At 73.4% G+C, this 22,691-nt stretch carries 17 protein-coding genes; 4 read left to right on the top strand and 13 right to left on the bottom strand.

The features are described from left to right. Positions 1–27 precede the first annotated feature (27 nt). Positions 28–2,235 carry a hypothetical protein gene (locus AF335_RS08965; protein ID WP_102917730.1) on the bottom strand — a complete coding sequence of 736 codons (2,208 nt, stop codon included), beginning with the start codon at positions 2,233–2,235 and terminating at the stop codon, positions 28–30. A 1,840-nt stretch (positions 2,236–4,075) separates the two neighbouring features. On the opposite strand from AF335_RS08965, the gene AF335_RS08960 reads away from it, so the two are divergent. Further along, positions 4,076–5,500, top strand: a complete 1,425-nt coding sequence (locus tag AF335_RS08960; protein WP_170127637.1) for an MFS transporter — start codon at positions 4,076–4,078, stop codon at positions 5,498–5,500. A 15-nt stretch (positions 5,501–5,515) separates the two neighbouring features. Here the strand turns inward: AF335_RS08960 and AF335_RS08955 are convergent, their stop codons facing one another. The 5 genes from AF335_RS08955 to AF335_RS08935 form a co-directional block, all read right to left on the bottom strand. Next, entirely contained in the window at positions 5,516–6,745 is a 1,230-nt protein-coding gene (locus tag AF335_RS08955; protein ID WP_102917728.1) for a serine hydrolase domain-containing protein, read from the bottom strand. After that, the gene (locus AF335_RS08950) at positions 6,742–6,987 is read right to left on the bottom strand and encodes a hypothetical protein (RefSeq protein ID WP_102917727.1); all 246 of its coding nucleotides are present in this window, start codon (positions 6,985–6,987) and stop codon (positions 6,742–6,744) included. The genes AF335_RS08955 and AF335_RS08950 overlap by 4 nt, the downstream gene beginning before the upstream one ends. A 79-nt stretch (positions 6,988–7,066) precedes the next feature. Further along, positions 7,067–7,705 (bottom strand): hypothetical protein, encoded by a 639-nt coding sequence (locus AF335_RS08945; RefSeq protein ID WP_244926964.1) that lies wholly within the window; start codon positions 7,703–7,705, stop codon positions 7,067–7,069. A 261-nt stretch (positions 7,706–7,966) separates the two neighbouring features. Then, positions 7,967–9,196 (bottom strand): acyl-CoA dehydrogenase family protein, encoded by a 1,230-nt coding sequence (locus tag AF335_RS08940; protein ID WP_102917725.1) that lies wholly within the window; start codon positions 9,194–9,196, stop codon positions 7,967–7,969. Positions 9,197–9,216: 20 nt separating this feature from the next. Beyond that, positions 9,217–9,696 (bottom strand): flavin reductase family protein, encoded by a 480-nt coding sequence (locus tag AF335_RS08935; RefSeq protein ID WP_102917724.1) that lies wholly within the window; start codon positions 9,694–9,696, stop codon positions 9,217–9,219. Positions 9,697–9,823: 127 nt separating this feature from the next. Between AF335_RS08935 and AF335_RS08930 the strand changes: the two genes are divergently transcribed. Beyond that, positions 9,824–10,624 (top strand): FadR/GntR family transcriptional regulator, encoded by an 801-nt coding sequence (locus tag AF335_RS08930; protein ID WP_244926963.1) that lies wholly within the window; start codon positions 9,824–9,826, stop codon positions 10,622–10,624. A gap of 87 nt (positions 10,625–10,711) precedes the next feature. Further along, a complete protein-coding gene (locus AF335_RS08925) occupies positions 10,712–11,203 on the top strand; it encodes a serine hydrolase (protein WP_376697890.1) in 492 nt (163 codons plus the stop codon). Between the two features lie 177 nt (positions 11,204–11,380). Here AF335_RS08925 and AF335_RS08920 read toward each other — a convergent pair whose 3' ends face one another. The 4 genes from AF335_RS08920 to AF335_RS08905 form a co-directional block, all read right to left on the bottom strand. After that, entirely contained in the window at positions 11,381–12,607 is a 1,227-nt protein-coding gene (locus AF335_RS08920) for a cytochrome P450 (protein WP_102917722.1), read from the bottom strand. A 67-nt stretch (positions 12,608–12,674) separates the two neighbouring features. Beyond that, complete coding sequence (locus AF335_RS08915; RefSeq protein WP_102917721.1) at positions 12,675–13,898, bottom strand: cytochrome P450 family protein; 1,224 nt, start codon at positions 13,896–13,898, stop codon at positions 12,675–12,677. Continuing rightward, positions 13,895–17,077 (bottom strand): non-ribosomal peptide synthetase, encoded by a 3,183-nt coding sequence (locus tag AF335_RS08910; protein WP_102917720.1) that lies wholly within the window; start codon positions 17,075–17,077, stop codon positions 13,895–13,897. Before AF335_RS08910 ends, AF335_RS08915 begins: the two co-directional genes overlap by 4 nt. 79 nt (positions 17,078–17,156) lie before the next feature. Beyond that, positions 17,157–17,630: a pyridoxamine 5'-phosphate oxidase family protein gene (locus AF335_RS08905; RefSeq protein WP_228773430.1), complete on the bottom strand. Its 474-nt coding sequence runs from the start codon at positions 17,628–17,630 to the stop codon at positions 17,157–17,159. Between the two features lie 468 nt (positions 17,631–18,098). Here AF335_RS08905 and AF335_RS08900 point away from each other — a divergent pair, with 468 nt between their 5' ends. Further along, entirely contained in the window at positions 18,099–19,748 is a 1,650-nt protein-coding gene (locus AF335_RS08900; RefSeq protein WP_102917718.1) for an IS1182 family transposase, read from the top strand. A 168-nt stretch (positions 19,749–19,916) separates the two neighbouring features. Here the strand turns inward: AF335_RS08900 and AF335_RS08895 are convergent, their stop codons facing one another. The 3 genes from AF335_RS08895 to AF335_RS08885 form a co-directional block, all read right to left on the bottom strand. Continuing rightward, on the bottom strand, positions 19,917–20,672 hold the full coding sequence (locus AF335_RS08895) for a PE-PPE domain-containing protein (protein WP_102917717.1): 756 nt from the start codon (positions 20,670–20,672) through the stop codon (positions 19,917–19,919). Positions 20,673–20,797: 125 nt separating this feature from the next. Beyond that, entirely contained in the window at positions 20,798–21,499 is a 702-nt protein-coding gene (locus AF335_RS08890; protein ID WP_102917716.1) for a DUF6585 family protein, read from the bottom strand. Beyond that, positions 21,496–22,563 (bottom strand): AfsR/SARP family transcriptional regulator, encoded by a 1,068-nt coding sequence (locus tag AF335_RS08885; RefSeq protein WP_102917715.1) that lies wholly within the window; start codon positions 22,561–22,563, stop codon positions 21,496–21,498. Before AF335_RS08885 ends, AF335_RS08890 begins: the two co-directional genes overlap by 4 nt. Between the last annotated feature and the right edge of the window lie 128 nt (positions 22,564–22,691).

Below are 22,691 nucleotides of genomic sequence, written 5' to 3'. Positions count from 1 at the left end.
TGTATGCCCATGAGGTGGTTTCCGTGCTCACAACAGGCTCCTGGTACTCGGGGCGGGGCCGGATCCGGTGGGAGGTTGAGGACGAGATCGGGGAAGAGGAGGCGGGTGGGGAAGCGGGGGCGGGGTGGTCGAGGGCGTCAAGGGCGCGGAGGGCACCCGGGACGCCGAGGACGCCCAGGGAGTACGGGCCGTGCGGGACGCCGGGGGCGGTGCGGGTGCACGGGGCGCCGCGAGCGCCGAGGACGGCTCGGCGAGGGGAGCCGTCGGCGGCGCCACGGACGCGTGAGGTGCCGCGGCCGTGGGAGACGCGGCAGGTCCGGAGGGCGTGAAAGAAGTGGGGGGTACGGCCGGCGCCTTGGGGGTGAAGGAGGCGGGGGCCGAGGAGGACACGGGGGCCGGTGGGGGGCGGAAGAGTTCCACGCCGTCGGGGTTGAGGCGGTAGCCGGGGCGGCCCTGGATGACGGCCTCGGGGCCGATCGGACGGGCGGTGGCCTCGGTGAACCTCTCCTGGCACACGGCGCGGAACCGCCGCACGGTCTGCGCGAGCGCGGCGGGGGTGCGCCCGGTGCGCTCGGCCAACGCGGCGGCCGACAGGAACGGCACCTCCTCACCCCGCTCCCCCGCCCGGGTGAACTGCTCCCCCAGAACCCACAGCAGTTGCTGCAACGGCGGCGGGGTGACGGGGTGGACGGTGATCCCCTCCACCGACAGCAGGCTCCCGTAGAAGGCGACCTCCATACGGTGCGGGGCCGCGGCGGGACGCACCGGGCCGGCGGGGCCCAGCGGGCCGCCGGAGCTCAGGTCGGCGGCGAACAGCAGGTCGGGGGCGGCGCAGGCCGCGCGCAGGGCGGTGTAGGAGGCCAGGAGGCGGGCGGCCTCCTGAGGGGTCGGCGCTTGGAGGTAGGTGATCGCGGCGCGTAACAGTTCGGGGATGCGCGGACGCAGCTCGGCGACGTAGCGGGTGATCCACTCCACCGTGGCCCCGGTGCCGTACGAGCGGGCGTGCACGACGGCCGCGTCCAGCAGGGCGACGTCCGCCTGGACCGGCAGGCCCGCCCGCCCGAGGCGGGCGCGCAGGGCGACGGCGGTGGCGACCAGATGCGCGGAGGTGACGGCCACCCGGCTGCTGCGCAGCATCCGGTGCCACAGGACCTGGGCGGTGAGGTGCACGTCCCAGGGGGCGCCGGGGGCGGCGTAGCGGTCGGCGAGGTGCCGCAGGACGCGCGGGTAGGGGGATTCGGCGAATCCGGTCCAGCCGAAGGAGAGCAGGTCCAGGGCGGCGGCGAAGTCGTCCGGGGAGCGGTGCCGGCACGCCTCGATCAGGAACTGGCTGATGCGCAGGTAACGCAGCAGCATCTCGTGTTCCTCGGGGCCGAGCGCCTTGGGCCGCAGGCCCGGGGGCCGGGTGAGGGCCGGGGCGCCGCCGCCGGGGCCCGTCGCCGGAGGCAGGGTGGTGAACACCTCCTCCACGTAACGGCGCTGCTCCTCTCCCACCGCGGCGGCCGCACGGATCCGGCCGGCCATCAGCTCGGCGAGGACGACGTCCGTGAACAGCCAGGCCGCGTCCGCGCGGTAGGCGGTGGCCCGGTAACGCTCCGCCGACTGCCGCAGCAGGGCCGCGGCCTGGGCGGCACGGCCGGCGGCGGCATGCCGCAGACCCGCGTCCCGGCAGGTGAACGGGGTCACGGCGAACTCCCCGGCGGAGCCGGCGCGGATGCCCGCACGGGCACCTGGCGCGCCGGGGACGGGAGTCGCGCCGGGGTCGCCCCCGGTCCCCGCGTCCGTGCGGGAGGTGACGGTGCCGCCCCCGGGGGCGGCGCCGGGGTCCAGGCGGGCGGCCAACGCGGCCAGGGCCGCGGGGAGGACGGAGTCGGGGTAGCCCGGCCAGCCCTGGCCGAGGTGGTCGGCGACCTCGGCCAGCATCCGCGACGAACGGGCGGCGACCGCGGCGTCCAGAAGCCCGATCAGCTCGCCGGCACGGGGCAGACTGCGGCCCGTACAGAGGAAGGACCGCTCCTCGTACCGGCGGGAGACCGCCAGGAGGCCGGCGGTGGCCGACGGCCCGCCCCCGGCGTGCGAGCCCACGGCCGCCAGGAGCAGCAGCCGGGCCACGTCCCGCTCGTCGGCTTCCAGCAGCCCGGGCCCGGACAGCTCGCACACCGGGCCCAGGTCCGGCGGCGCCTGCCGCGCGACCTGCGATTCGAGCGTCCGGTAGACGCCACGCAGACCTTGCATCTGTCGTCCTTCACCTGTCGGCCCTACGGCACGGAGGGCGGTCGGGCCACCCCCCGAAGGGAGGGTGCGCCCGCGGGGGGACTTACCTGTCACGGGTCGAACGGAGTACGGCACGGGAGGGGGTGTACAGGGGCTTATGGGCCGGGGGCGCTACGGATGGGGGTGGGGGGTTCCAAGGTCCGGGGCCGGGCTGTCGGAGATGCGGTACGGGTGCGTCGAAGGTGTGGGGGGTGGGGGGTGGGGGATCCGGCCACGGGAGGGCGTGTGGGCGTGTGGGCTCCCCAGGCGGCGTCCCGGGGCCCGGGTGTCATCTGAACCCCTTGAGTTGCCTGCCAACCGGCAGTCTAGGGCGCCTAGTTGACAGGTAAAGAGGATCTTGGCGATCTGGCTGATTACTCCTCCTCGGTACAGGAGGTGCCGGTTCCGCATGCAGAGCGGGGACGGCGGATGAGGGGTGATTCGTTGTGGCTCGCTCCGTTGTGGGCGCTACCACTGACCCAGACGCCCTCGCCCGGGCCAGGGTTGCCACGCCGAGGGAACGGTCGCCAAACCCCGCACACAGAATGACTTTCGGTCAATTGTTCGCCTCTGGAGTGGGTGAATGGCCGAAGGAAGAGGGTCGCCGGGGCCGCGAGCGCGACAGAAGGAGGGTGGGAGCCACGGAATACGGCGCGGACGGACACGGCGGCCCGGGCCCGCGACGGCGGGCACGAAGAGGTGAAGGCGGCGAGCAGGCGCCGGCCGAGGCGTTCGCCCCGTACGCCGACCGGGAAAGGACCTTCAGCGTCCGGTTCGCGCGTCCGGGCGGCCGGGCGGCGGCAGAAGACACAGCAGGACATCCCCATCCGGCACTGAACGCACCACGGCGACCGCACACGGCGGGTACGGGCGCGGGCCCGCCACCCTCCGAAGGACCCGGCGGCCGAGTGGTACGTAAGGTGGATCAAGCGGCCACAAAAGGGGCGGGAGAGGAAGCGGCTGAAGGCACATCAGGGCGGACCCCGTCGCCGGAGCCCCGGCGGAAGACGGACGCCCGCACCTCACCCCGGCCCCTCGCGCCAATGGCGCGGGCGCCGCACGGAACACGCGGGCACCCCACGCCACCACACTCACGCGGCTGCGCCCCCGTACCAGCCGCGTGAGTGTGTGCGCAGACGACGGCGTCGCCCGCGCAGGCCAAGTGGCCGAAGCATCCGGAACGTTACTCAGCGGACCCAAACCCGTCAAGGCATCCGCTGTAGCGGATGATAGGACGGATGGCGGACAGCACCACGATCACGGGAACCGCTGAACGGGCCCGAACAGCCACCCCGTGGAGCGGGGCGGCCCTCGGACGACGGACGGCACGACAGCGGGGCGGGAAAACGCCATGAAGGAACCCTGGTGCACCCACGGGCGACGGAGCACGATGCCCCACGCCACACCCCCGACCCGTCGCCGTCCCCGCGCCCGTATCCACACCCGCACCCGCCCGGCAAGAGCGCACGGTCCGGTCCCGCCCCCGGGGCACCCGTGCGCGTGGACCGGCACACACCCCATCACCGGAACCCGGTCCGAGGCAGGACCGGGCACGGCCCCGGGCGGTAGGCCGGGCCGAGCCGACGCCGGGAGCCGGACCGAGAACGCGAACGGAGCAGGCCCGCAGGGCGGACCGGTGACGGCATGTCGGCACACGACGGACAGCGGCCTCGGCGGACCCGCGGCAGGGGCCGGGACAGGCGGGCGGCCGGGCGTGCCCGGACCGCCCCCCGGCACCTCGCCCCGCCACCCGCCCTGACCCCCGGCCCCGTGCCCTTGACCCCGTGTTCCGCCTTCCCGTCCGATGGCCCTCTGGAGAACCATGTCCGACACCACTCATCCCCACCCCGCCGCCGGCACCGGCACCGACCGCAGCCGCCTCACCCAGGCCCACCGCGCCGGGCTCTCCGGTCTGCTGGGAACCGCCGTCGAGTGGTACGACTTCTTCGTCTTCACCACCGCCTCCAGCCTGGTCTTCCCCCAGCTGTTCTTCCCTCAGGCCACACCCGGCGGTGGAGTGCTCGCCTCCTTCGCCACCTTCTGGGTCGGCTTCCTCGGCCGCCCCGTGGGCGCCGCGCTCTTCGGCCACCTCGGCGACCGCTACGGCCGCAAGCGCAGCCTCGTCACCAGCCTGACCCTCATGGGCGCCACCACCACCGGCATCGGTCTCCTGCCCACTTACCACGCCGCGGGTGTCGTCGCCCCCCTGCTGCTGTGCGCGCTACGTCTCCTCCAGGGCATCGCCGTCGGCGGGGAGTGGGGCGGAGCCGTCCTCCTCGCGGGCGAACACGCGCCCCGCGAACACCGCACCCTCTTCACGGCCTACATCCAGCAGGGCACCCCCGTCGCCTCCCTCCTCTCCACCGCCGTCTTCCTCCCCTTCTCCCGCCTGGCCGACGAGCAGTTCCTCACCTGGGGCTGGCGCGTCCCCTTCCTCCTCGCCGCCGCCTTCACCACCACCGGCCTCCTCATCCGCCTGCGCGTCGCCGAGTCCCCCCAGTACCGCCACCTGAGCGCCACCCCCCAGGGCACCGCCGCCGCCCCGCTGACCGAGACCCTCCGCCGGTACCGCCGTACCCTCGCCCTGTGCGCCGGCGCCTGCGCCATCCCCATCGCGGGCACCTACCTGGCCGGCACCTTCGTCCTGTCCTGGGCCACCGTCCATCTCGGCTTCCCCCGTGACACCGTCCTGACCGTCATCCTCTGCTCCGCCGCCGGCCGCTGCCTCCTCCAGCCCCTCACCGCCCTGGCCGCCCACCGGTACGGCCCCGCCCGGATCTGCGCGCTGGGGCTGGCCCTCTACCTCGCCGCGATCCCCTTCAACCTCTACTGCCTCCACACCCACTCCCTCTGGTGGATCACCGCCGGGATCGCCGCCCTCGAGGCCGCCAGCGCCATGACCTACACCGTCATCGCCGCCCTCCTCCTCGACGCCTTCCCCACCCGCATCCGCTACACCGGCATCAGCCTCGCGCAGCAACTCGCCAGCCTCGCCTTCGGCGGTACCGCCCCCGCCACCGCTCAGGCCCTCAGCACCGCCGGCGGCGGCCGGCTCTGGCCCGTCGCCCTCTACCAAGCGGCCCTCACCCTCCTCTCGGCCGCCTCGCTCCTCACGCTCACCCGGCGCCGGAGACACGCCGGCACCGTCAAGGCAAGCGACAGCACCGGAGACGGGGCGAAGGCGGCCCCCGGCCCTCTCACCGCGCAGGGGGGCATGACGAGCACCGGCGAGGCGCCGACGGCCTGAGCGCCGCCCTCACCCTCAGCCGCTCGGGGTCGCGGACAGCTTGTGGCCGGGGTACACGTGTCCGGGGCTCACGATGCGGGTGACCGCCTGGCCGAAAAGGGTGCTGGGCTCCTGGCCGGCGTGCAGGACGTCGGTGTTGAGGAGGACGACCATGGTCGCCCGCGCCTCGGGAAGGTAGACGGCCAGGCTCTCGTACCCGGGCAGCGAACCGTTGTGCCCGATCCAGCCGTTGACGTCGAAGACGCCGAGACCGTAGCCGGCGTCGGGGATGCCCGTCGGCAGGGTCTTCAGGCGCTCGGCCTGGGTGGCGGGCGACAGCAGTGCGCCGGTGGCGAGGGTGCGGGCCCAGCTGCGCAGGTCGCTCCTGTCGGAGATCATCGCTCCCGCGGCCCAGGCCCAGGAGGGGTTCCAGTCGGTCGCGTCCACGATCCTGCCCGTGGCCGGTTCCTCGGTGTAGCCGTGCGGGTGGGGCCGGGGGAACTCCGCCCCGGCCGGGAAGAGCGTATGACGCAGTCCGGCGGGTTTCAGGACGTCCTGCTCGATGACCTCGCGGACCGGACGGCCGGTGACCTTCTCCACCACCAGGCCGAGCAGGATCAGATTGGTGTTGCAGTACTCGAACTTCGCCCCCGGCGCGAACCGCACCGGGTGCCCGAAGGAATAGCCGAGCAGCCGGCGTGGGGTGAAGGGGCGCCTGGGGTGCGCGAAGAGCGCCTTGTCGAAGGCCGCGTCCTCGCTGTAGTTGAAGAGGCCGCTGCGCATGCCGGCCAGTTGACGCAGGGTGATGCGGTCCCCGTTCGGAACACCGGTGACGTACGTGCCGATGGTGTCGTCCAGGCCGACCCTTCCCTTGTCGACCAGCCGGAGGAGGGCGGTGACCGTGAACGTCTTGGTCTCACTGCCGATGCGCATACGGAGATCGGGTCTCATGGGCGCACCGGTCGCCTTGTCCGCCACACCGAAGGCCCTCACGTAGCTGCCCTTGCCGGGAGCCCACAGCCCCACGACGACGCCGGGCACCCGCGCCTCGCGCATGGTCCGGCGCACGGCCGTGTCCAGCTCGGCCGCGACGGCCGGGGAGAGCCGCGCGAAGCCCTTGCCGGTGTCCGGGGAGGAGACCGCCGGGGCGGAGCGCGCCGGGGCGGCGGCCCCGTACGCGGGGCCCGTGGCGACCGGGGCGAGGAGCGCACCGGCGGCGGCAGCCGCCACGCAGACCTGGTACAGCCGGACGAGGGGCGGCTTCACGGTGTGGTCTCCTGTCGTCCCAGGGCCGAGGCAACGGCATCAGCGTAGATCCGCGTCACCCCGGTCGCGCGGCGGGCCGGGCCGGACGGGGCGTGCGCACACCGGCGCGGACAGCGTCCGGAGTAATTGGACAGGATCGCCGCCGCGGCGACCGCCGTGGCCGTGTCGGCCGCGTACAGGAGCAGTACGTGTTCGGGGCGGCCGCGCAGGACGTCGAGGAGGCGCGGCGGACAGGCCGCCACGGGCACCTCCCGGCGCCTGCCTACGGACCGGCCCGCGTCCCCTCCGTGGTCGCCCCGCACCGGGCGGCGCGCATCCGGCTCAGGCCGCGTCGAGCACCGGGCGCCGGCCCGCGGCGCGCCGTACGAATCCGCGGCGGCCGGCGAGCAGGGTGATCCCGGTCCAGCCGACGACGCCCATGACGAGCGTGTCGAACTCCGAGTCCGGGTCGATGTCGGAGGCCGCTTCCAGCGGGACGACGCCCTTCGGGTCGCTGACGACCTCGACCCGGTCGCCCACCTTCCACTTGGGGAAGTCGCCGTCGTGGTTCAGGGTCTCCTCAAGCTTGCCCGAGCGGCCGGTGAGGACGAAGCGGTGGTGCGCGTTGCCGTCGCCCGCGCGGTCGTCGGTGATGAGGACGTTCTCACGGACGCCTCGGTTGTCGAGCGCGGCCTCGGGGGCGTACTGCACCGACCCCACGAGCACGAACAGCGCGGGCACGAGAGAGAGGGCGGCGAGCCACCACGCGCAGTGGAGGAAGCGCAGGACGATCGCGAGGACGAAGCACCCCAGGACGCCGGTCGATATCGGGATCCAGTCCATGCCCAGGGTGAGGTACGCGATGCCGGTGTTGGCCGCGGCGATGATCCATCCGAGCACCACCACGACGAGCGTGAACAGGAGATACATACCCCGCTCGACGGTTCCGCTCTGCGGCTTCTTCATGTTCACTTCAGTCACTACCGAAGCATAGGCAGCCGGTTCGCCGGGCCTTCCCATGGGGCCGCGCGGCCCTCGTGGAACCGGGCCCGGAATGAGGCTGTCCCCGTGCGCCGATGCCTGGAAGCCCCTGCCTCCGGGGCACCGGCACACGGGGTTCGTGCACCCACTCACCTCAACGACGCGGCGCGGGGGGACGTCACGCCCGTTCCGCGATCGATCGGGACGGCCCCCGCCCCGGTACGACGAATCGCGTAGGAGCCTTCACCCCCCGTGCGCGGGTCAGACGAACGGGGTGATCCGCTCCTCGACCCCGAGCAGCAGCTTCCCGTAGATCTCCATGCCCACGGCGGGCGTGGAGGCCGCGTGCCGGCCGGCCACGCTCGCGTCGCGCCATATCCGCTGCAGCGCGTTGGTGTCCGCGAAGGATCCGGCGCCGTGCACGTTGAGCAGGGTGCCGATGGCGGACAGGAGGTTGTCGATGGCGTATCCGGTGTCGGCGCGCACCCGCGCCCTGGTCAGCAGGTCGAGGTCGGCGCCCAGAGCCGCGGCCGTGTCGAGGTCGGCGGCGGCCCGGTGGGCGTGCAGATGGGCGGTGTCGACCTTCATAGCGGCCTCGGCGACCTGCAACTGGACGCCGACCGAGTCCGCCTGGGTCTCGTAGTACGTGTACGAGATCGGCTTGGTCACGGCCTTCTCGGTGACGAGTTCCAGCGCGGCGCGTCCCATCCCGAGCTGGGGACCGGCGAGGCCCACCGCCAGCAGCGGGGAGAACGCCGTGCGGAACAGGCCGGTGGGGCCGTGGTCGGCGGGGATGTCGCCTTCGATGGCGGCCGGGACGGACATCACCCGGTGCTCGGGCACGAAGACGTCCTCGGCGATCAGGCAGTCGCTGGCGGTGCCGCGCAGTCCGGCGACGAACCAGGTGTCCTCCAGCGCGAGGTCGGACCGCGGCACCAGGACCATCGCCTGGTCGGTCACTTCGCCGTCCTCGCTGGTGACAGGCATGCCCAGGACCGCCCACGAGGAGTGCGAGGAGCCCGAGTTGTAGTACCAGCGGCCGGTCATCCGCCAGCCTCCGTCGACCTTGCGGCTGGTGGCGGTCGGGCTGAACACCCCGGTGACCCGGGCGTCGGGGTCGGCGCCGAAGATCTCCTCCTGCGCCTGCTCGGGGAAGAGGGCGGCCAGCCAGTTGCACATATTGACCACGGCGGTCACCCAGCCCGTCGAGCCGTCGCCCTCGGCTACCGCGGCCGTCACGTCGAGCAGGGTGCGCACATCGCTCTCATAGCCGCCGAAACGACGCGGCACGGTCAGTTTGAAGAGTCCGGCCCGCGTCAGCGCGTCGATCACTTCGTCGGTCACCCGCCGGTCCGCGTCGATCCGGGCGGCGTGTTCCCGCAGCAGCGGCCGCAGCGCCTCCGCCCGGGCCACGAGCTCGGCGCGGGTCGGGGCCGGGCCCGGGGCGGGCGGGACGACGGACGGTGCGGGGTGGGAATGCGTGGTGGTCACGTGGGCCTCCCGGCCGGGTTTCAGCGCGCGAACGCGGAGTGGGTACCGAAGGTGCGGTTGCTGTAGACGAGGGGTGCGGCCTCGGCCGTGCGGACGTGGGCGACGTCGCCGAGGAGCAGCAGGTGGTCGCCGCCCTCGACCGCCGAGCGGAGCCGGCACACGAGCCAGCCCGGGGCGCCGGTCAGCCGTGGCAGCCCGTGGTCGTGGCGCCATGGGGCCCCCGCCGCGGCGAAGCGGTCGGGCACCCGGCGGGCGAAGGTTCTGGCCAGGTCGTCCTGGTCGCGGCCGAGCACGTTCACACCGAACCGCCCGGTCGCGAGGATGCGCGCGAGCACGTCGGAGGAACGGTCCAGCGCCACGGAGACCATCGCCGGGCGGAGCGACAGGGAGGTGAAGGCGCTGACCGTCACCCCGTACGGGATCCCGTCCTCGGTGGCCGTCACGACGGTCACCGGGGCGCAGACCCCGGCCATCGCGTCGCGGAAGTCCTGCTCGTTCATCGCGCTCCCCTCTAATCATCATGATGATTACGGTGATCATGCATGTGGTTTACGAAAGACGTCAAGAGGTGCGATGCTATTCGTCATAATCAATTCCGGCGGGAGCGTCGGAAGGCTGGGAGGCACTGTGGGAACCGCAGACCACCGCACGGGTGGGCGCGACGTGGGCCACGCGCGTGACGGTGCCGAGCCCCCCGCTCTGCGCCGCGACGACTGGGAACGGCCTTCCTCGCCCTCCCGCGCCGAGATGGCCGCCGAGCGCATCGCCGAGCGCGTCACCCGTACCGAACCGGGCACCCGCCTCGGCACCAAGGACGAACTGCGCACCGCGTGCGGGGTGTCCGTCGGCACCTTCAACGAGGCCCTGCGCCTCCTCCAGGCGCGCGGCCTGGTCACCGTGCGCCCCGGCCCCGGCGGGGGGCTCTTCGCCGCCCAACCACCGCCCGCCGGAGGGCTGGACACCTGGGCCCGGGGCCTGGACGAGCGGGACCCCCACGAGGCCCTGCGCATCCGCGACGCCCTCGACCCCCTGCTCGTCGAGGACGCCCTGTGGCACGCGTCCCCCGCGGACATCGCCGAGTTGCGGCGGCACCTGGCCGTCCTGGCCGAGGCGGCCGACGCCGCCGACCCGGTCGCCTTCGCGGACGCCGACCGGCGGCTGCGCACCCGCCTCGCCGCCCTCAGCCCCAGCGCGCTGCTGCGTTCGCTGTACGCCGGCCTGCTGGCCGCCGCCGGACCCGCGGATCCCGGTCCCGAAGCGCTCCGTACCCGGCACGACCGCCAGGCCGCCCTCGTCGACGCTCTCGACGCCCGCGACCGCGACCGGGCCCTGCGGCTGGCCGCCACCCCTGCCGGAACGCCGGAACCGGGAGACCCGTCACGGCCGGGCGCGACGGGGGGCCGGCCCTACCCCGGGTCGGGTGGGTAGCGGGATGTCCCGGCCGGCCGCGGCCGGGAAAGCTGGTCCCGGCACCGGCCGCCGGTGTCCGGCGATCCCGTAGGAGTTCCGTGGCGCGTGAGCAGGCGTGGCAGAGGTTTCGTCTACGTCACGCACCTGGCGGACGCGCGGTACTACGCCCCTGGCGGGCTCGTCGGCACCGCTCTGCGGCACAAGGCCGAATTCGACCCCGGGAAGGGCTGGAAGTACAGCAACACGAACTACGTACTGGCCGGCCTGATCGTCCAGAAGGTCACCGGCCGCTCCTTCGCCGAGGAGGTGGCCCCCTCCTGGGGCTGGGCGGCCGGTCAGATGGTCTCCACCGGCTCCGGCCTCAACCGGTTCCGCACCGCGCTGCCGGCCGGCGACCTCCTCCCCGAGGCCCGGCTCGACCGGATGCGCACCACCGTCCCGGCCGGGTACTTCGGGCCCGGCGCGCGTTACGGACCGGGGCTCGTGAGCACGCCGCTGTCGTGCGGCGGTGTCGCCTGGGGTCACGGCGGCAGCATCCCGGGGTACGAGACCCGAGGCGGCGCCGCCATCGAGGGCGCGCCGCCGATGTCGCCGTGACCAGCCGGCGGACCGACAAGGCGGTCAGGGGGCGTCTCGACGGCATCGTGGACACCGCCCTGTGCCGCTGAACCGCACCTGCCGGGGAAGGGGGGAGCCGGAAGGCCCGGGGCGGCGGCGGTCACGGTGCCGTGCGGCGCGTGCCTCCCCTGCCCCGGCCGGGCTCCCCCGCGGGACTCACCAGGTCACGGGGATCCTGGCCGCCATGATGGCCATGCGGTCGGGGTGCCAGGGGACCTCCGCCGGCGGCACGGCGAGCCGGATGCCGGGCAGCCGGTCGAGGAGGACGCGGAAGGCCGCGTCGGACTGGCGGCGGACCAGGTGGGCGCCGGGGCAGTGGTGCCGGCCGTAGCCGAAGCGGAGGTGCGGGTTGGGGGAACGGGTGGGGTCGAAGTCCTCCGCGTCGGAGAACGCGGCGGGGTCGAAGTTGACCGCGTCCAGGGAGAGCAGGACCATCTCGCCCTCCTTCACCTCCGCGTCCCCGAGCCGTGCGTCGCGGGTGACGAAGCGGGGGATCGCGTTGCCCAGGACGACGCTGCACCGCAGCAGCTCCTCCACGCACTGCGGCATCGTCTCGGGGCGGGCGCGGACCGCGCTCATGACGTCGGGGCGCTGGAGGAGGTTGAAGGCCGCGACGCCCAGGAAGCTCGCGAAGTCCTCGTAGCCGCTGACGAAGAGGACGGACACGATGTTCGACAGCTGCCGGTCCGTCAGCCCCTGGTGCGCGGCGTTGAGGTCGGCGAGACGGTCCGCCAGGCCGCGCGGCTCCCCCGGGCGGCGGGCCGTCATGTGCTCGTGCATGTACACGCGGATCTCCTCCCAGTTGCGGGCGAGTTCCTCGTGGGTGGGGGTGACCATGGTCAGGTCGAGGTCGGCCCGTACGGCGAGCCAGGCGTGGTCCTCGAAGGGCAGGCCGAGGAGCCGGCACATGACCTGGCCCGCGACCCACTCCGCGAAGTGGTGCTGGAGGTCGCCGGGGCCGCCTTCGCGGACCATGGCGTCCAGGCCCTGGCGGGTGATGTCCTCGACCCAGTCGGCGGGCAGCCCGGGCTGGTTGCGGCCGAGGGCCTGGAGCACCTCGTCGCGCAGCCCGGCCCGCTGCAGGTGGTTCATGGCGTCGAGCAGTTCGGGCGCCAGGATCGGGGCGTCCTGGCCCGGGCTGTCCGCCTCGGCCAGTACGGAGCGGGCGAAGGCCCGGTCGCGCAGCACGTGCTGGGTCAGCTCGTAGCCGGTGACGAGCCACGCCTGGTCGCCGGAGTTGGTGCTGACCCGGGCCACGGGGCAGCGGCCGCGCAGCTCGGCGAGTTCGGGGGCGAGCCGGTCGCCCCGGGTGCTGAAGGGGTAGTGCGGGAGCGGCTCCTCGAGCGGGGTTTCCTCGGCAGCGGGTGCTTCGGGTGCGGTCACGGGGTGCGTTCCTCTCTGGTGAACACTTCTCGGGTCGTCGTGCGGGGCGCGTCGGCGGAGCGGGGCGTCACCAGCGCACGGGCAGCCGGGCCGGTGCGCGCAGCGGGGTGGACTCGTCCCAGGTGAGGGACTCCGCCGGGACGGCGAGCTCGATGCCGGGAAGCCGTTCGAGGAGCACTTCGATGGTGAGGGCGAGCTGCATACGGGTCAGGTGCCCGCCCGTGCAGGCGTGCGGGCCGTGCCCGAACGCGACGTGCGCGTTGGGGGTCCGGGTCAGGTCGAGGCGGTCGGGGTCGGCGAACGCCTCCGGGTCGCGGTTGGCGGACGCCGGCACCGGGACGACCGCGTCCCCGGCGCGGATGTGCTGCCCGTGCAGGGTGAGGTCCTCCTTCGCGACCAGGATGTTGATCGCGTTCATCAGCGGGACGTACCGCAGCAGCTCGTCGACCGCGGTGCCGATCCCCTCGGGCGCCTCGCGCAGCCCGCGCAGCTGCTCGGGGTGGGTGAGCAGGGCGAGCAGGGCGTTGGCGGTGTGCTGGATGTTGGTCTTGTAGCCGGCCATGAGCATGGTGACGACGAAGCTGACGACGTCTTCGCGGGTCAGCTCGCTGCCCGGGCGGCGGGCCTCGGCGAGCAGCAGCCGGATGTAGTCCTCGCCGTCGGTGTCCTTCTCCTTGCGGGAGATGAGCTCCTCGGCGTAGTCCTGCAGGGCGTACAGGGCCGCGAGGACCTCCTCCAGCGTGAGCCCGGCCGCGCCCAGGAGGGCGAGGGTGTGCGGCAGGTAGATCTCGCGGTCCTCGTAGGGAAGGCCGGTGGTCTCGCACAGCACTCGCAGCGGCAGCGGGTCGGCGTAGGCGGCGACGAGGTCCGCGGTGCCGTTCTCGGCGCCGGCCACCATGGCGTCGATGAGCTCCCCGGCCATCGCCCGGATCCGGGGCTCCATGAACTCCAGCCGGCGCCGGCCGAACATCGGCAGGACGGTGCGGCGTACGCGCTCGTGGTGCGCGCCGGTCATCTCCAGGAAGGTCGGCAGGCACGGCGGCGGGGCGTCCTCCCCCTCCCTGGGCGGCCAGGCCGACAGGAGCGGGCGGACGAACCGGGGGTCGGCGAACGCGGCGCGCACGTCGTCGTAGCGGCTGATCAGCCAGCCCGTCTCGCCGTTGGGGAGCAGTGCCTTGACGACGGGCTGTTCGGTGCGCAGGCGGGCGTAGGCGCACGGCGGGCCCGCGGCGCCGGGTTCGACCTCCGGGACCGGGATCAGGGCCTCGGCGGGCGGCGGTGACGGGTTCATGCGGTGTGCTCCGATCCCGCCTCGGCGGCGTGCGGCGTCGGGTCGCCCGGTGCGTGCGGGGGACGTGCGAGGTAGCCGGAGGCGAAGAAGTACTCCAGGTACCGGTCCAGGAGCGCTGCGTCCACGGGCGGGCAGTGCAGTCCGCTGTCCGCCAGGGCCTCCTCGGCGTTGTGCCGGCCCAGGACCGGGAAGGTGCCCTTGAGGTACATCTCCTTGACGGACATGTCGGCGTTGCGGCTGCGGTCGACGCACAGGGACACGAACGGCGCCGTGGCGCTCGTCGGGTTCTCGGCGACGTAGCGCACCAGCTCGCCGACCCACCGGTCGTACGGCAGGGTGCGCAGGGCGAAGCCCGCGGCGCGCATCCGGTCGAGGACGTCCGTCAGCATCGCGGGCCGGGGGTTGGTGAGGTGGTAGACCCGGCCGTCGGCCGGCCGGTGCGTGGCGATGTGCACCAGGGACTCGGCGAGGTGGTCGACGGGGACGAAGTCCATCGGCAGCTCGATGCCGGGGGCCAGGCCCGTCTCGGCGATCGTCTTGAACAGCGAGCAGATGGCCGTCTCGGTGTTGCAGGCGCCGTGCGTGCGGTCGCCGGTCACCTCGTACGGCCGGTACACCGCGACGGGCAGGCCCTGTTCGGCGGCGCTCCGGAGCACTCCTTCGGCGACCCACTTGCTCTCCGCGTAGCCCATGGTGAGCTCGTCGGCGTGGGCGAGCGGCAGGTCCTCGGCCACCTCGGGCACCCCGGCGGTGCCGAATCCGGCGACGACGGCGACGGTCGAGACGAAGTGCACGGGGACGCGGCGGGGTGCCGCGATGCGGATGACCTCGCGGGTGCCGTCGACGTTGGCCGGGCGCAGCTGCTCGTAGGGGTAGAGGAAGTTGACGCGGGCGCCGTTGTGCACGACCAGGTCCAGTGTGCGGGCGAGTTCGGCGGCGTGTCCCGCCGGCAGTCCGAGCCCCGGCTGGGTCAGGTCGCCGGGGAAGCACTCCACGCGCTCCCACTCGGCCTCGTCGAGGTGCAGTCCGTAGCGGGCGAGGGCGGTGCGCACCCGCCGGGTGGCGTGTGCCGGGCCCGTCGCCCGTACAGGGCAGTGGACGCGGGCGGTCGTCGCGCGCAGCAGGCGGTGCAGCAGGAACACTCCGACGAAGCCGGAGGCGCCGGTGAGCAGGACGTGCTCGGGGGCGTGCGGGCGCGGTGCCGGGCCTTCGGCGGGCGGGAGGGCGAAGCCGAGCTCGGTCTCGCGCGCGAAGTCGGTGTGCGGTGCCCCGTCCGCCGCGGCGCCGAAGCCGCTCCGGGCCTCGCGCACGGCGGCGGTGAAGCCCTCCAGGGTGGGCGCGGCCAGCAGGGCCCTGATGAGGGTGGAGCCCAGGGAGGCGTCGAGGCTGAGCACGGCGAGGGTGCGGGTGACGGCCTCGGAGGCGAGCAGGGAGTCGCCGCCGAGGAGGAAGAAGTCGTCCTCGGGCGCGGGGCGTACGCGCAGCACGCGCTGCCACACCTCGGTGAGGACGTCGAGCAGGCCCTCTATCTTCGGCTCGTCCGGCTCCGTCGCGTCGGCCGCGACGACGTCGGTGTCCGGCGTGTCGTCCCGGTCGGGGCGGCGCGGTGCCATGGACTTCAGGCGGGCGCGGTCGACCTTGCCTCCGCTGGTGACGGGGAAGTGGTCCATGGGCACCAGGACCGGGACCGCCTGCGGGGGCAGCCACTGCGCGCAGTACGCGCGCAGGTCGGGCAGCGGCAGCGGGCTCCCGGGCCGGGCGGCCGTGACATAGGCGGTCAGGGCGCCCGACTCGACCTCGACGACGGCTTCGCCGACCTCGGCGTGTGCCCGTAACCGGGTCTCCACCTCGTCGAGTTCGACGCGCGCGCCGCGCAGTTTGACCTGGCGGTCGAGGCGCCCGCGGTACTCCAGCAGGCCGTCGGGGGTGCGTACGACCCGGTCGCCCGTCCGGTACAGCGGTCCGTCCGGCTCCACGTCGGGCAGCAGGACGAAGCGCTCGCCGGTCAGCCCGGGGTCGCCGAGGTAGCCCAGGGCCAGTCCGTCGCCGCCGACGTACAGCTCGCCCTCCTCGCCCGGCCCGGCGGCCGAGCCGTCGGCCCGCAGGACGTGGCAGGTGGAGGCGCCGAAGGGGCGGCCCAGGGAGACCTGTGCGGCGTCCTCGGGCAGCGGGGTCAGCACATGGGCGGTGGAGACGACGGAGTTCTCGGTCGGGCCGTAGAAGTTGACCACCGTGGTGTCCGGGCAGGCCGCGAGGACGGCGTTCGCCAGCCGGGGGTCCATCGCCTCTCCGCCGGCGGAGGCGAACCGGAGCGTGGCCAGTGCCTCGGGGCGGGTGCGGGCGACCAGGTGGAAGACGCTCGTCGTCAGGTACGCCACGGTGACGTCCCGCTCGCGGAAGAGGTTCTCCAGGGCGAGGGGTGAGAGCAGTTCCTCCCGGTCGGCGATGACCAGGCAGGCCCCGGTGAGCAGGGCGCCCCAGATCTCGATCGTCGAGGCGTCGGAGGACAGCCCGTAGGCGTGCAGCACGCCGTCGCCGGGGCCGGGCGGGGGCAGCTCGGGTTCGGACAGCACGAGGCGCACCACGCCCCGGTGCGGTATCGCGACGGGCTTCGGGCGGCCGGTGGTGCCGGAGGTGAAGACCACGTAGGCGCAGTCGCCGGCCGAGCCGGTACGGGCGCGGGCGCGGTCCGTGGCGTCGGCGGCGGGCGCGGGGCGGTCGAGGGAGCCGACCTCGACTGACGCGCGTAGACCTCGCACGGGACGCGTGCTGCCCGGCAGGGTGACGGCGGCGCTCAGCCCCGCGTCCTCGGCCATGGCCCGCAGCCGGGCGGGCGGGAGGTCGTCGTCGAGCGGTACGTACGCGCAGCCGGCCTTGAGTATGCCCAGCAGCGCCACCAGCGCCTCCAGCGAGCGGCTGCCGCACACACCGATGAGGTCGCCCGGTCGCACGCCGCGTGCGAGCAGGCGCGCCGCCAGGGCGTCGGCGTGGGCGTCGAGCTGCCCGTAGGTCACGGTGCGTTCCCCGTGCCGGGCCGCCGGTGCGTGGGGCCGCGCCGCGGCCTGCGCCTCGAACAGCTCGGGGATGAGGCTCTCCCGGGGGTATCCGGGCACGGGCGCGCCGGACGTGGCCGGGGAACGGGGTAACAGCAGTTGTGACGAAACGTCGGTGTCGTTCATCGAGTCCTTCTTGCTTGTATGGCTTCGGCGCGAGGTGCGCGCGAGGTGCGGTGCGGCGGTGCGAGTGGTGTGCCGGTGCTCAGCCGGCGCCGCCCCGGCCCGTGCCCGCTTCGGTGAAGTCCGCCGCGAACGCGGCGAAGTCCGCGCTGCGCCAGTGCTGCGGGCGCATGCGGAAGACGATGTCGTCCTGGAGCTGGCCGGCGGTCGCCTCCAGGTAGCCGGTCGCCTCCTCGGGGTCCAGGTAGCGGCGGGCCATCGCCTCGCGCAGCGCCGGGTCGACCGGGTCCTGGATCGCCGTGACGGGGCCCTCGACGCTGACGTAGCGGTACGGCCGGCCCTCGTCCTGCGCGCAGAGGCTGAACCGGCCGGCGGCACGCAGGAGCCGCGCCTTGATGGTCTCGCGGCCCATCTGGACGATCACGTCGCCGCCGGGCTCGTAGTCGTACCACACCGGCACGATCAGGGGTGCGCGGTCGCCGCCCCGGGGGTCGGTGACTCCCAGGACGCCGACGCGCGGTTCGGCGAGGAAGCGTTCGCGGTCGGGGCTGGGCATGGCGGGCAGCATGCGTCGGGCTCCTGTCTCGGTGGCTGGGACGTCGCGGCCGGAACGGTGCTGTTGTGGCGGCGACGCCGTGTTGAGCAATCTTGAGAGCGAGAGATCAATCCCCGACGGAATAGCTGGTAAACACGCTATTTAGACGCTTTTGAGCCGCTTTTCACCGGAGTGCGGGGCGGGGCGTCCGAGTTAATGATCTTCGCAGGCGGGAGCCGCCGCAAGACCGGGGAGAGCGGGCCGGGCGCACCGCGCCGTACGACCGCTCTCCCCTTCGCTCACAGGGGCGCGCCGACTCGACGGCCTGTCCGGAACACATCACTTGACCCCGGGCGCCGGAAACGCCTGCGGGCCCCGGAGCCGTTGTGGCGATGCCGTTGGCGAATCCGGGGTGCTCTGTGCGTGACGTCGGTCTCCAAGATCTGGTTGTGGTCTTGGAGACCGACGTTTTGCGTGGGGAGGGTGTCGATGTCGATGCAGCCGGGGGCGCCGGGTGATGTTCCGGCGGAGACGGTCCGGGTGGCTCGGGCGGCTTTCCCGAAGGGGAGTCTGGCGATCCGTGTCCGGGACGAGCTGGGTGTGCTGTTCACCGACGAGCAGTTCGCCGACCTGTTTCCCTCGCGGGGTAAGCCGGCCTGGTCACCGGGCCGTCTGGCGCTGGTCTCGGTACTTCAGTTCGCCGAGGGGCTTGCGGACCGGCAAGCCGCGCAGGCAGTGCGGGCGCGTATCGACTGGAAATACGCGCTGAACATGGAGCTGACCGACCCGGGTTTCGACTACTCGGTGCTGAGTGAGTTCCGCGGCCGGCTGGTCGCGGCCGAGGCAGGACAGCTGATCTTCGACCGGGTCCTGGACGCGGCCCGCGCGGCGGGTCTGCTGCGGTCGGGCGGGCGGGCCCGCACCGATTCCACGCATGTGCTGGCCTCTATCCGGTCGCTGAACCGGCTGGAGTTCGTCATCGAAACTCTGAGGGCGGCGCTCAACGCGCGGGCGGCTGCGGCTCCTGCCTGGCTGACCGATCACGCCGAGCCTGCCTGGTTCGAGCGGTATGCCTCGCGCGCCGAGGACTACTGGCTGCCGCAGGGCCGCGGCAAGCGGGCCGAGCTCGCCGAACAGAGCGGTGCCGACGGAATGCGGCTGCTGCACGACGTGTTCGCTCCCTCTTCCCCGGCCTGGCTGCGTGAACTGCCCTCAGTGCGCATCCTGCGTGAGGCGTGGGTGCAGCAGTACTGGCTCGACGCGGAGGGGCAGGTGCGATGGCGCTACCCAAAAGACTGCCCGCCGGGCGCGAAGCGCCTGGTCAGCCCCTATGACACCGAGGTCCGCTACAGCATCAAGCGCGACATCAAGTGGGACGGGTTCAAGGTCCATCTCACCGAGACCTGCACGCCGGACACCCCGAACCTGCTCACCCACGTGCTGACCACCGACTCCACCGTCCCCGACATCAAGGCGACCGACACGATTCACGACGGCCTCGCGGCCCGGGACCTGCTGCCCGACGAGCACCTGCTCGACACGGGCTATCTCGACGGTTCCCGCATCGTCACCGCTCTCCAGCGGTACGGCGTCACTCTGACCGGTCCGGTCACGGGCAACACCACCGCCCAGGCGGCCGGCGCCTACACGCAGGAAGCCTTCGCCGTGGACTGGGGCCACAGGACCGTAACGTGTCCGAATGGCATCACCACTGGTCAGTGGCGCGAAGCGCTATCCCACCGTGGCACCCCGGTGGTCCGGGTGAAGTTCTCCGCGACCGACTGCCGTCCCTGCCGCGTCCGCGCTGAGTGCGTCAGCTCGACCGCCGCCATGCGCCGGGAGATCACCCTGCGGCCCCGGCCCGAACACGAAGCCATCCAGCACGCGCGCGCCATCCAGAACACACCCGCCTGGAGAGAACGCTACGCGGCCCGCGCCGGCGTCGAGGGCACCATCTCCCAAGCCGTCCAAACCGTTGGCCTGCGAAAATGCCGCTACCACGGACTCGCGAAGACCCGGCTACAGCACCAGCTCACCGCCGCCGCGATCAACCTCGCCCGCATCGACACCTGGACAGCAGACCGGCCCCGAGCCCGCACCCGGATCTCCCACCTGGCAGCACTTCGCCCCGCCGGATAACCGGCGGGGCGAAGTGCGCAGGCCCCGGATTCGCCAACGGCATCGCGGTGGTGTGCGCTCCGGGGCCCGCTCACGCCGCGGTACGAGCCGGCGCCCGGGGTCGGTGGACCACCGGCTCCGGGCACTCCCCCGAGTCGCCCGTTCGTTCCACGGCCGTGCGAGGGGTGGTCAGGAGTCGTACCAGACGACTCCCTCACCGCCGTCGTTGCCGATGGTCTTCGTCATGATGTCGCCTTCCTGCCCGTACTTGGGGTGCTGGACCAGGAAGCCGCCGACGGACGCCAGCGAGGTCGCGTCGCAGACGCCGTCGGTGCGGATGCAGAAGCGCTGCACCGGGACGCCGTCGAACTTCGCCGGGCCGGCGCCGGGTGAGGTGAACCCGAGGGCGCTCCAGCCCTTGGGCAGCTTGGCCCAGATGCCGGTGCCCGGCTGCATCGGGTCGGAGTAGAGCATGCCGTTCACCTGGGAGCGGGGTATGCCGGTCCCGCCGGAGGCGATCTTCTGGAGCACCTGGTCGGCCGCCTGCGCACCCTGTGAGTAGCCGACGATGGTGAGGCGGGCGCCCGGGTCCTTGCGGTGGGTGGCCTCCGCGGCGGCCAGCAGGTTCTGGTACCCCGCTTGCACGCTGGCGTCGAAGCTCGGTGCGCTCAGGTCCGGGGAGTTCTGGCCGTTGAGCCAGGGTCCGGCGCTCGCCGGGTAACAGACCGGGACCGGAATGCCCCCGTTGAGATGCTTGTTGGCGAATCCATAGCTGCGGGTGCAGTCGGGCGAGGGCGCCGCCGCGCCCGTGCCGCCGAGCTCCACGTAGTAGTGACGCGCCGGATCGGCGTGGGCGACGGTGGGTACGACGGCCGTGGCGGCCACCATGGCCGCCGCCGCGCCGGCGGCGAAGGCCGCCTTCTTCCATCTGCTGACCAGGGTCATCGCTTCTTCTCTTCCTCGAGTGGAGACGGCGGGCAGCCGCCGGGAAACGCTCCGACGTTAGGCACGGCCGTTGACATCGCGATGAAACGCCCCTCCTGAACGGCCCGTTCCGGACACTCCGGGGGTCAGCGCGCGCCCTCCGGCCCGAGGCTCTCGACGAGCGCGCGGAGGACGAAGGGGTTCGGGATCTCGGACGCCCCGGAGCCCAGTCCGTGCCAGGTCCCGTCGACGTCGAGCTCCACGGCTCCCTCCCGGAACCGGACGCGCCGGATCTGCTGCCAGCGCACACAGATCTCCCCGTATCCGAGGTCCTCCCGGGTCAGCCAGACGTCGCCGAAGGTCAGGCGCTCGCCCCGGCCCAGTGCGGCCAGCGCCGTGGACAGCTGGGCACGGGTGACGCCCCGCCGGATCTCGGACCACCACTCCGCCGTGTCCTCCTGCCCGGGGCCGCCGTGCAGCAGAACCCGCGCCCCGTGGACGTCGGTGAGCGTGCAGGCGGAGGCGTACCGGCTCGCGGGGCCCGCCGGGAACACGGCGGTGGAGTCGTAGCGGACGACGTGGATCCGTCCCTTCACGGCGATCGTCATCCCGTGCTCGTACAGGTCCAGCCGCGCGTCCTCGTGCCCTTTCGCCCCATGGCGTCCGCCGCACCCGGCGAAGGCCAGCAGATCGCGGATCGCCCGGGGCCAGCGGGTCATCGCGTACGCCGTGTGCGCGGCTCCCGCGTAGGTGGCGCACCGCTTGCCGAGACGCTCGCGGCCGGCCGCCGCCGAGACCCTCGCCAGCAGCAGCTCCTCGCCGGGCGTGCGCCGTGCCGCTCCCGTCACCGCGCGGTTCCGGTGAGGTCGAGGCGGGCCTCGTCCCCGCGCAGGATCATGCTGTGCGTCCGCCGCAGCATCCGGCCCGGCAGGACCCCCAGGTCCTCGGCCAGCCGGTGGCGGGTGCGGTCGAACACCGTCAGCGCGTCCGCCTGCCGGCCGCTGAGGTACAGCGCGCGCATCAGCATCGCGGCGACCGGTTCGTTGAGGGGCTGTGCCACCGTCAGGGCGGACAGCTCGTCGATCACTTCGGAGTGCCGGCCCAGCCGCAACTGCCAGTCGAGCTTCCGCTGCACGAGGACGATCCGGCGCTCGGTGAGCCGCAGCCGCTCCAGTTCGGCGAACGGCCCCGGCTGGCCGGCCAGGGGCTCGCCGCGGAAGAGTTCCAGCGCCTGCGCGCAGACCCGGACCGCCTCGGCCAGCTCGCCCGCCCGCTCGGCCGCGCCGGCCGCGCCGACCAGCTCCTCCATCCGCGCCACGTCCACGGTGACCGAGCCGGGGCGCAGCCGGTAGCCGCACTGATCGCGCTCGATCGCCGAGTCCGGGCCCTCTCCCCCGCGCAGGATCTTGCGCAGCCGGTAGATGTACACCGGCACCACGTTGGTGTTCGGCGGCTCCTCGCCCCACACCCCGTCGAGCAGCTCCTGCCGGCTGACCGTCCGGCCGGGGCACAGCGCGAGCGCCGTCAGCACGGCCTGCTGGCGCAGGTGCCCCAGGTCCAGGGGCTGTCCGTCGCACCATGCCCGCAGGGGGCCGAGCGCCGAGATCCGTATCCGCGGTCCGGGTACGTGGCGGGCCACCGGTGGCACCGGCCCCGCCGTCCGTCTGCGGGGGCCCCGGCCGGGGGCGACCAGACCGCAGTCGAAGGCGTGGACGATGAGGGCGGCGCGGTCCCGCAGCCCGAGTGTGACGAGGATCCGGGCGAGGTGTCCGGCCACCGCGTCCTCGGGGATGGCGAGCGCGGCGGCGATCTCGTCGTCCCGCAGGCCGCATCCGACCGCGTAGAGGACCTCGCGCTCCTGATCCCTGAGCGTGGCGACGGCCGGCCGGCCGGCGGTTGCGGTGATCGGCATCGTGGCTCCCCTGGCTCCTTGCCGCTTCCTGCGGCGGATGCCGTCGAGGCTGGTCCCGACGCCCGGAAACGGACAGGCCAGGGGGACCGGCCGTATCCGGCCGGTGGCCACGCTAGATTCCCCACCTG

This window comes from Streptomyces eurocidicus (genome assembly GCF_002891295.1).
In the GTDB taxonomy this organism is placed as follows: Bacteria; Actinomycetota; Actinomycetes; order Streptomycetales; family Streptomycetaceae; genus Streptomyces; species Streptomyces eurocidicus.
This window is presented reverse-complemented; position numbering and strand designations above follow the sequence as displayed.

Bases quoted from the DNA above. Each gene is read 5' to 3' on its own strand.
- AF335_RS08960 (WP_170127637.1), top strand. From the start codon at position 4,076: ATGTCCGACACCACTCATCCCCACCCCGCCGCCGGCACCGGCACCGAC.
- AF335_RS08910 (WP_102917720.1), bottom strand. From the start codon at position 17,077: ATGAACGACACCGACGTTTCGTCACAACTGCTGTTACCCCGTTCCCCG.
- AF335_RS08905 (WP_228773430.1), bottom strand. From the start codon at position 17,630: ATGCCCAGCCCCGACCGCGAACGCTTCCTCGCCGAACCGCGCGTCGGC.
- AF335_RS08895 (WP_102917717.1), bottom strand. From the start codon at position 20,672: ATGACCCTGGTCAGCAGATGGAAGAAGGCGGCCTTCGCCGCCGGCGCG.
- AF335_RS08900 (WP_102917718.1), top strand. From the start codon at position 18,099: ATGTCGATGCAGCCGGGGGCGCCGGGTGATGTTCCGGCGGAGACGGTC.
- AF335_RS08965 (WP_102917730.1), bottom strand. From the start codon at position 2,235: ATGCAAGGTCTGCGTGGCGTCTACCGGACGCTCGAATCGCAGGTCGCG.
- AF335_RS08915 (WP_102917721.1), bottom strand. From the start codon at position 13,898: ATGAACCCGTCACCGCCGCCCGCCGAGGCCCTGATCCCGGTCCCGGAG.
- AF335_RS08935 (WP_102917724.1), bottom strand. From the start codon at position 9,696: ATGAACGAGCAGGACTTCCGCGACGCGATGGCCGGGGTCTGCGCCCCG.
- AF335_RS08885 (WP_102917715.1), bottom strand. From the start codon at position 22,563: ATGCCGATCACCGCAACCGCCGGCCGGCCGGCCGTCGCCACGCTCAGG.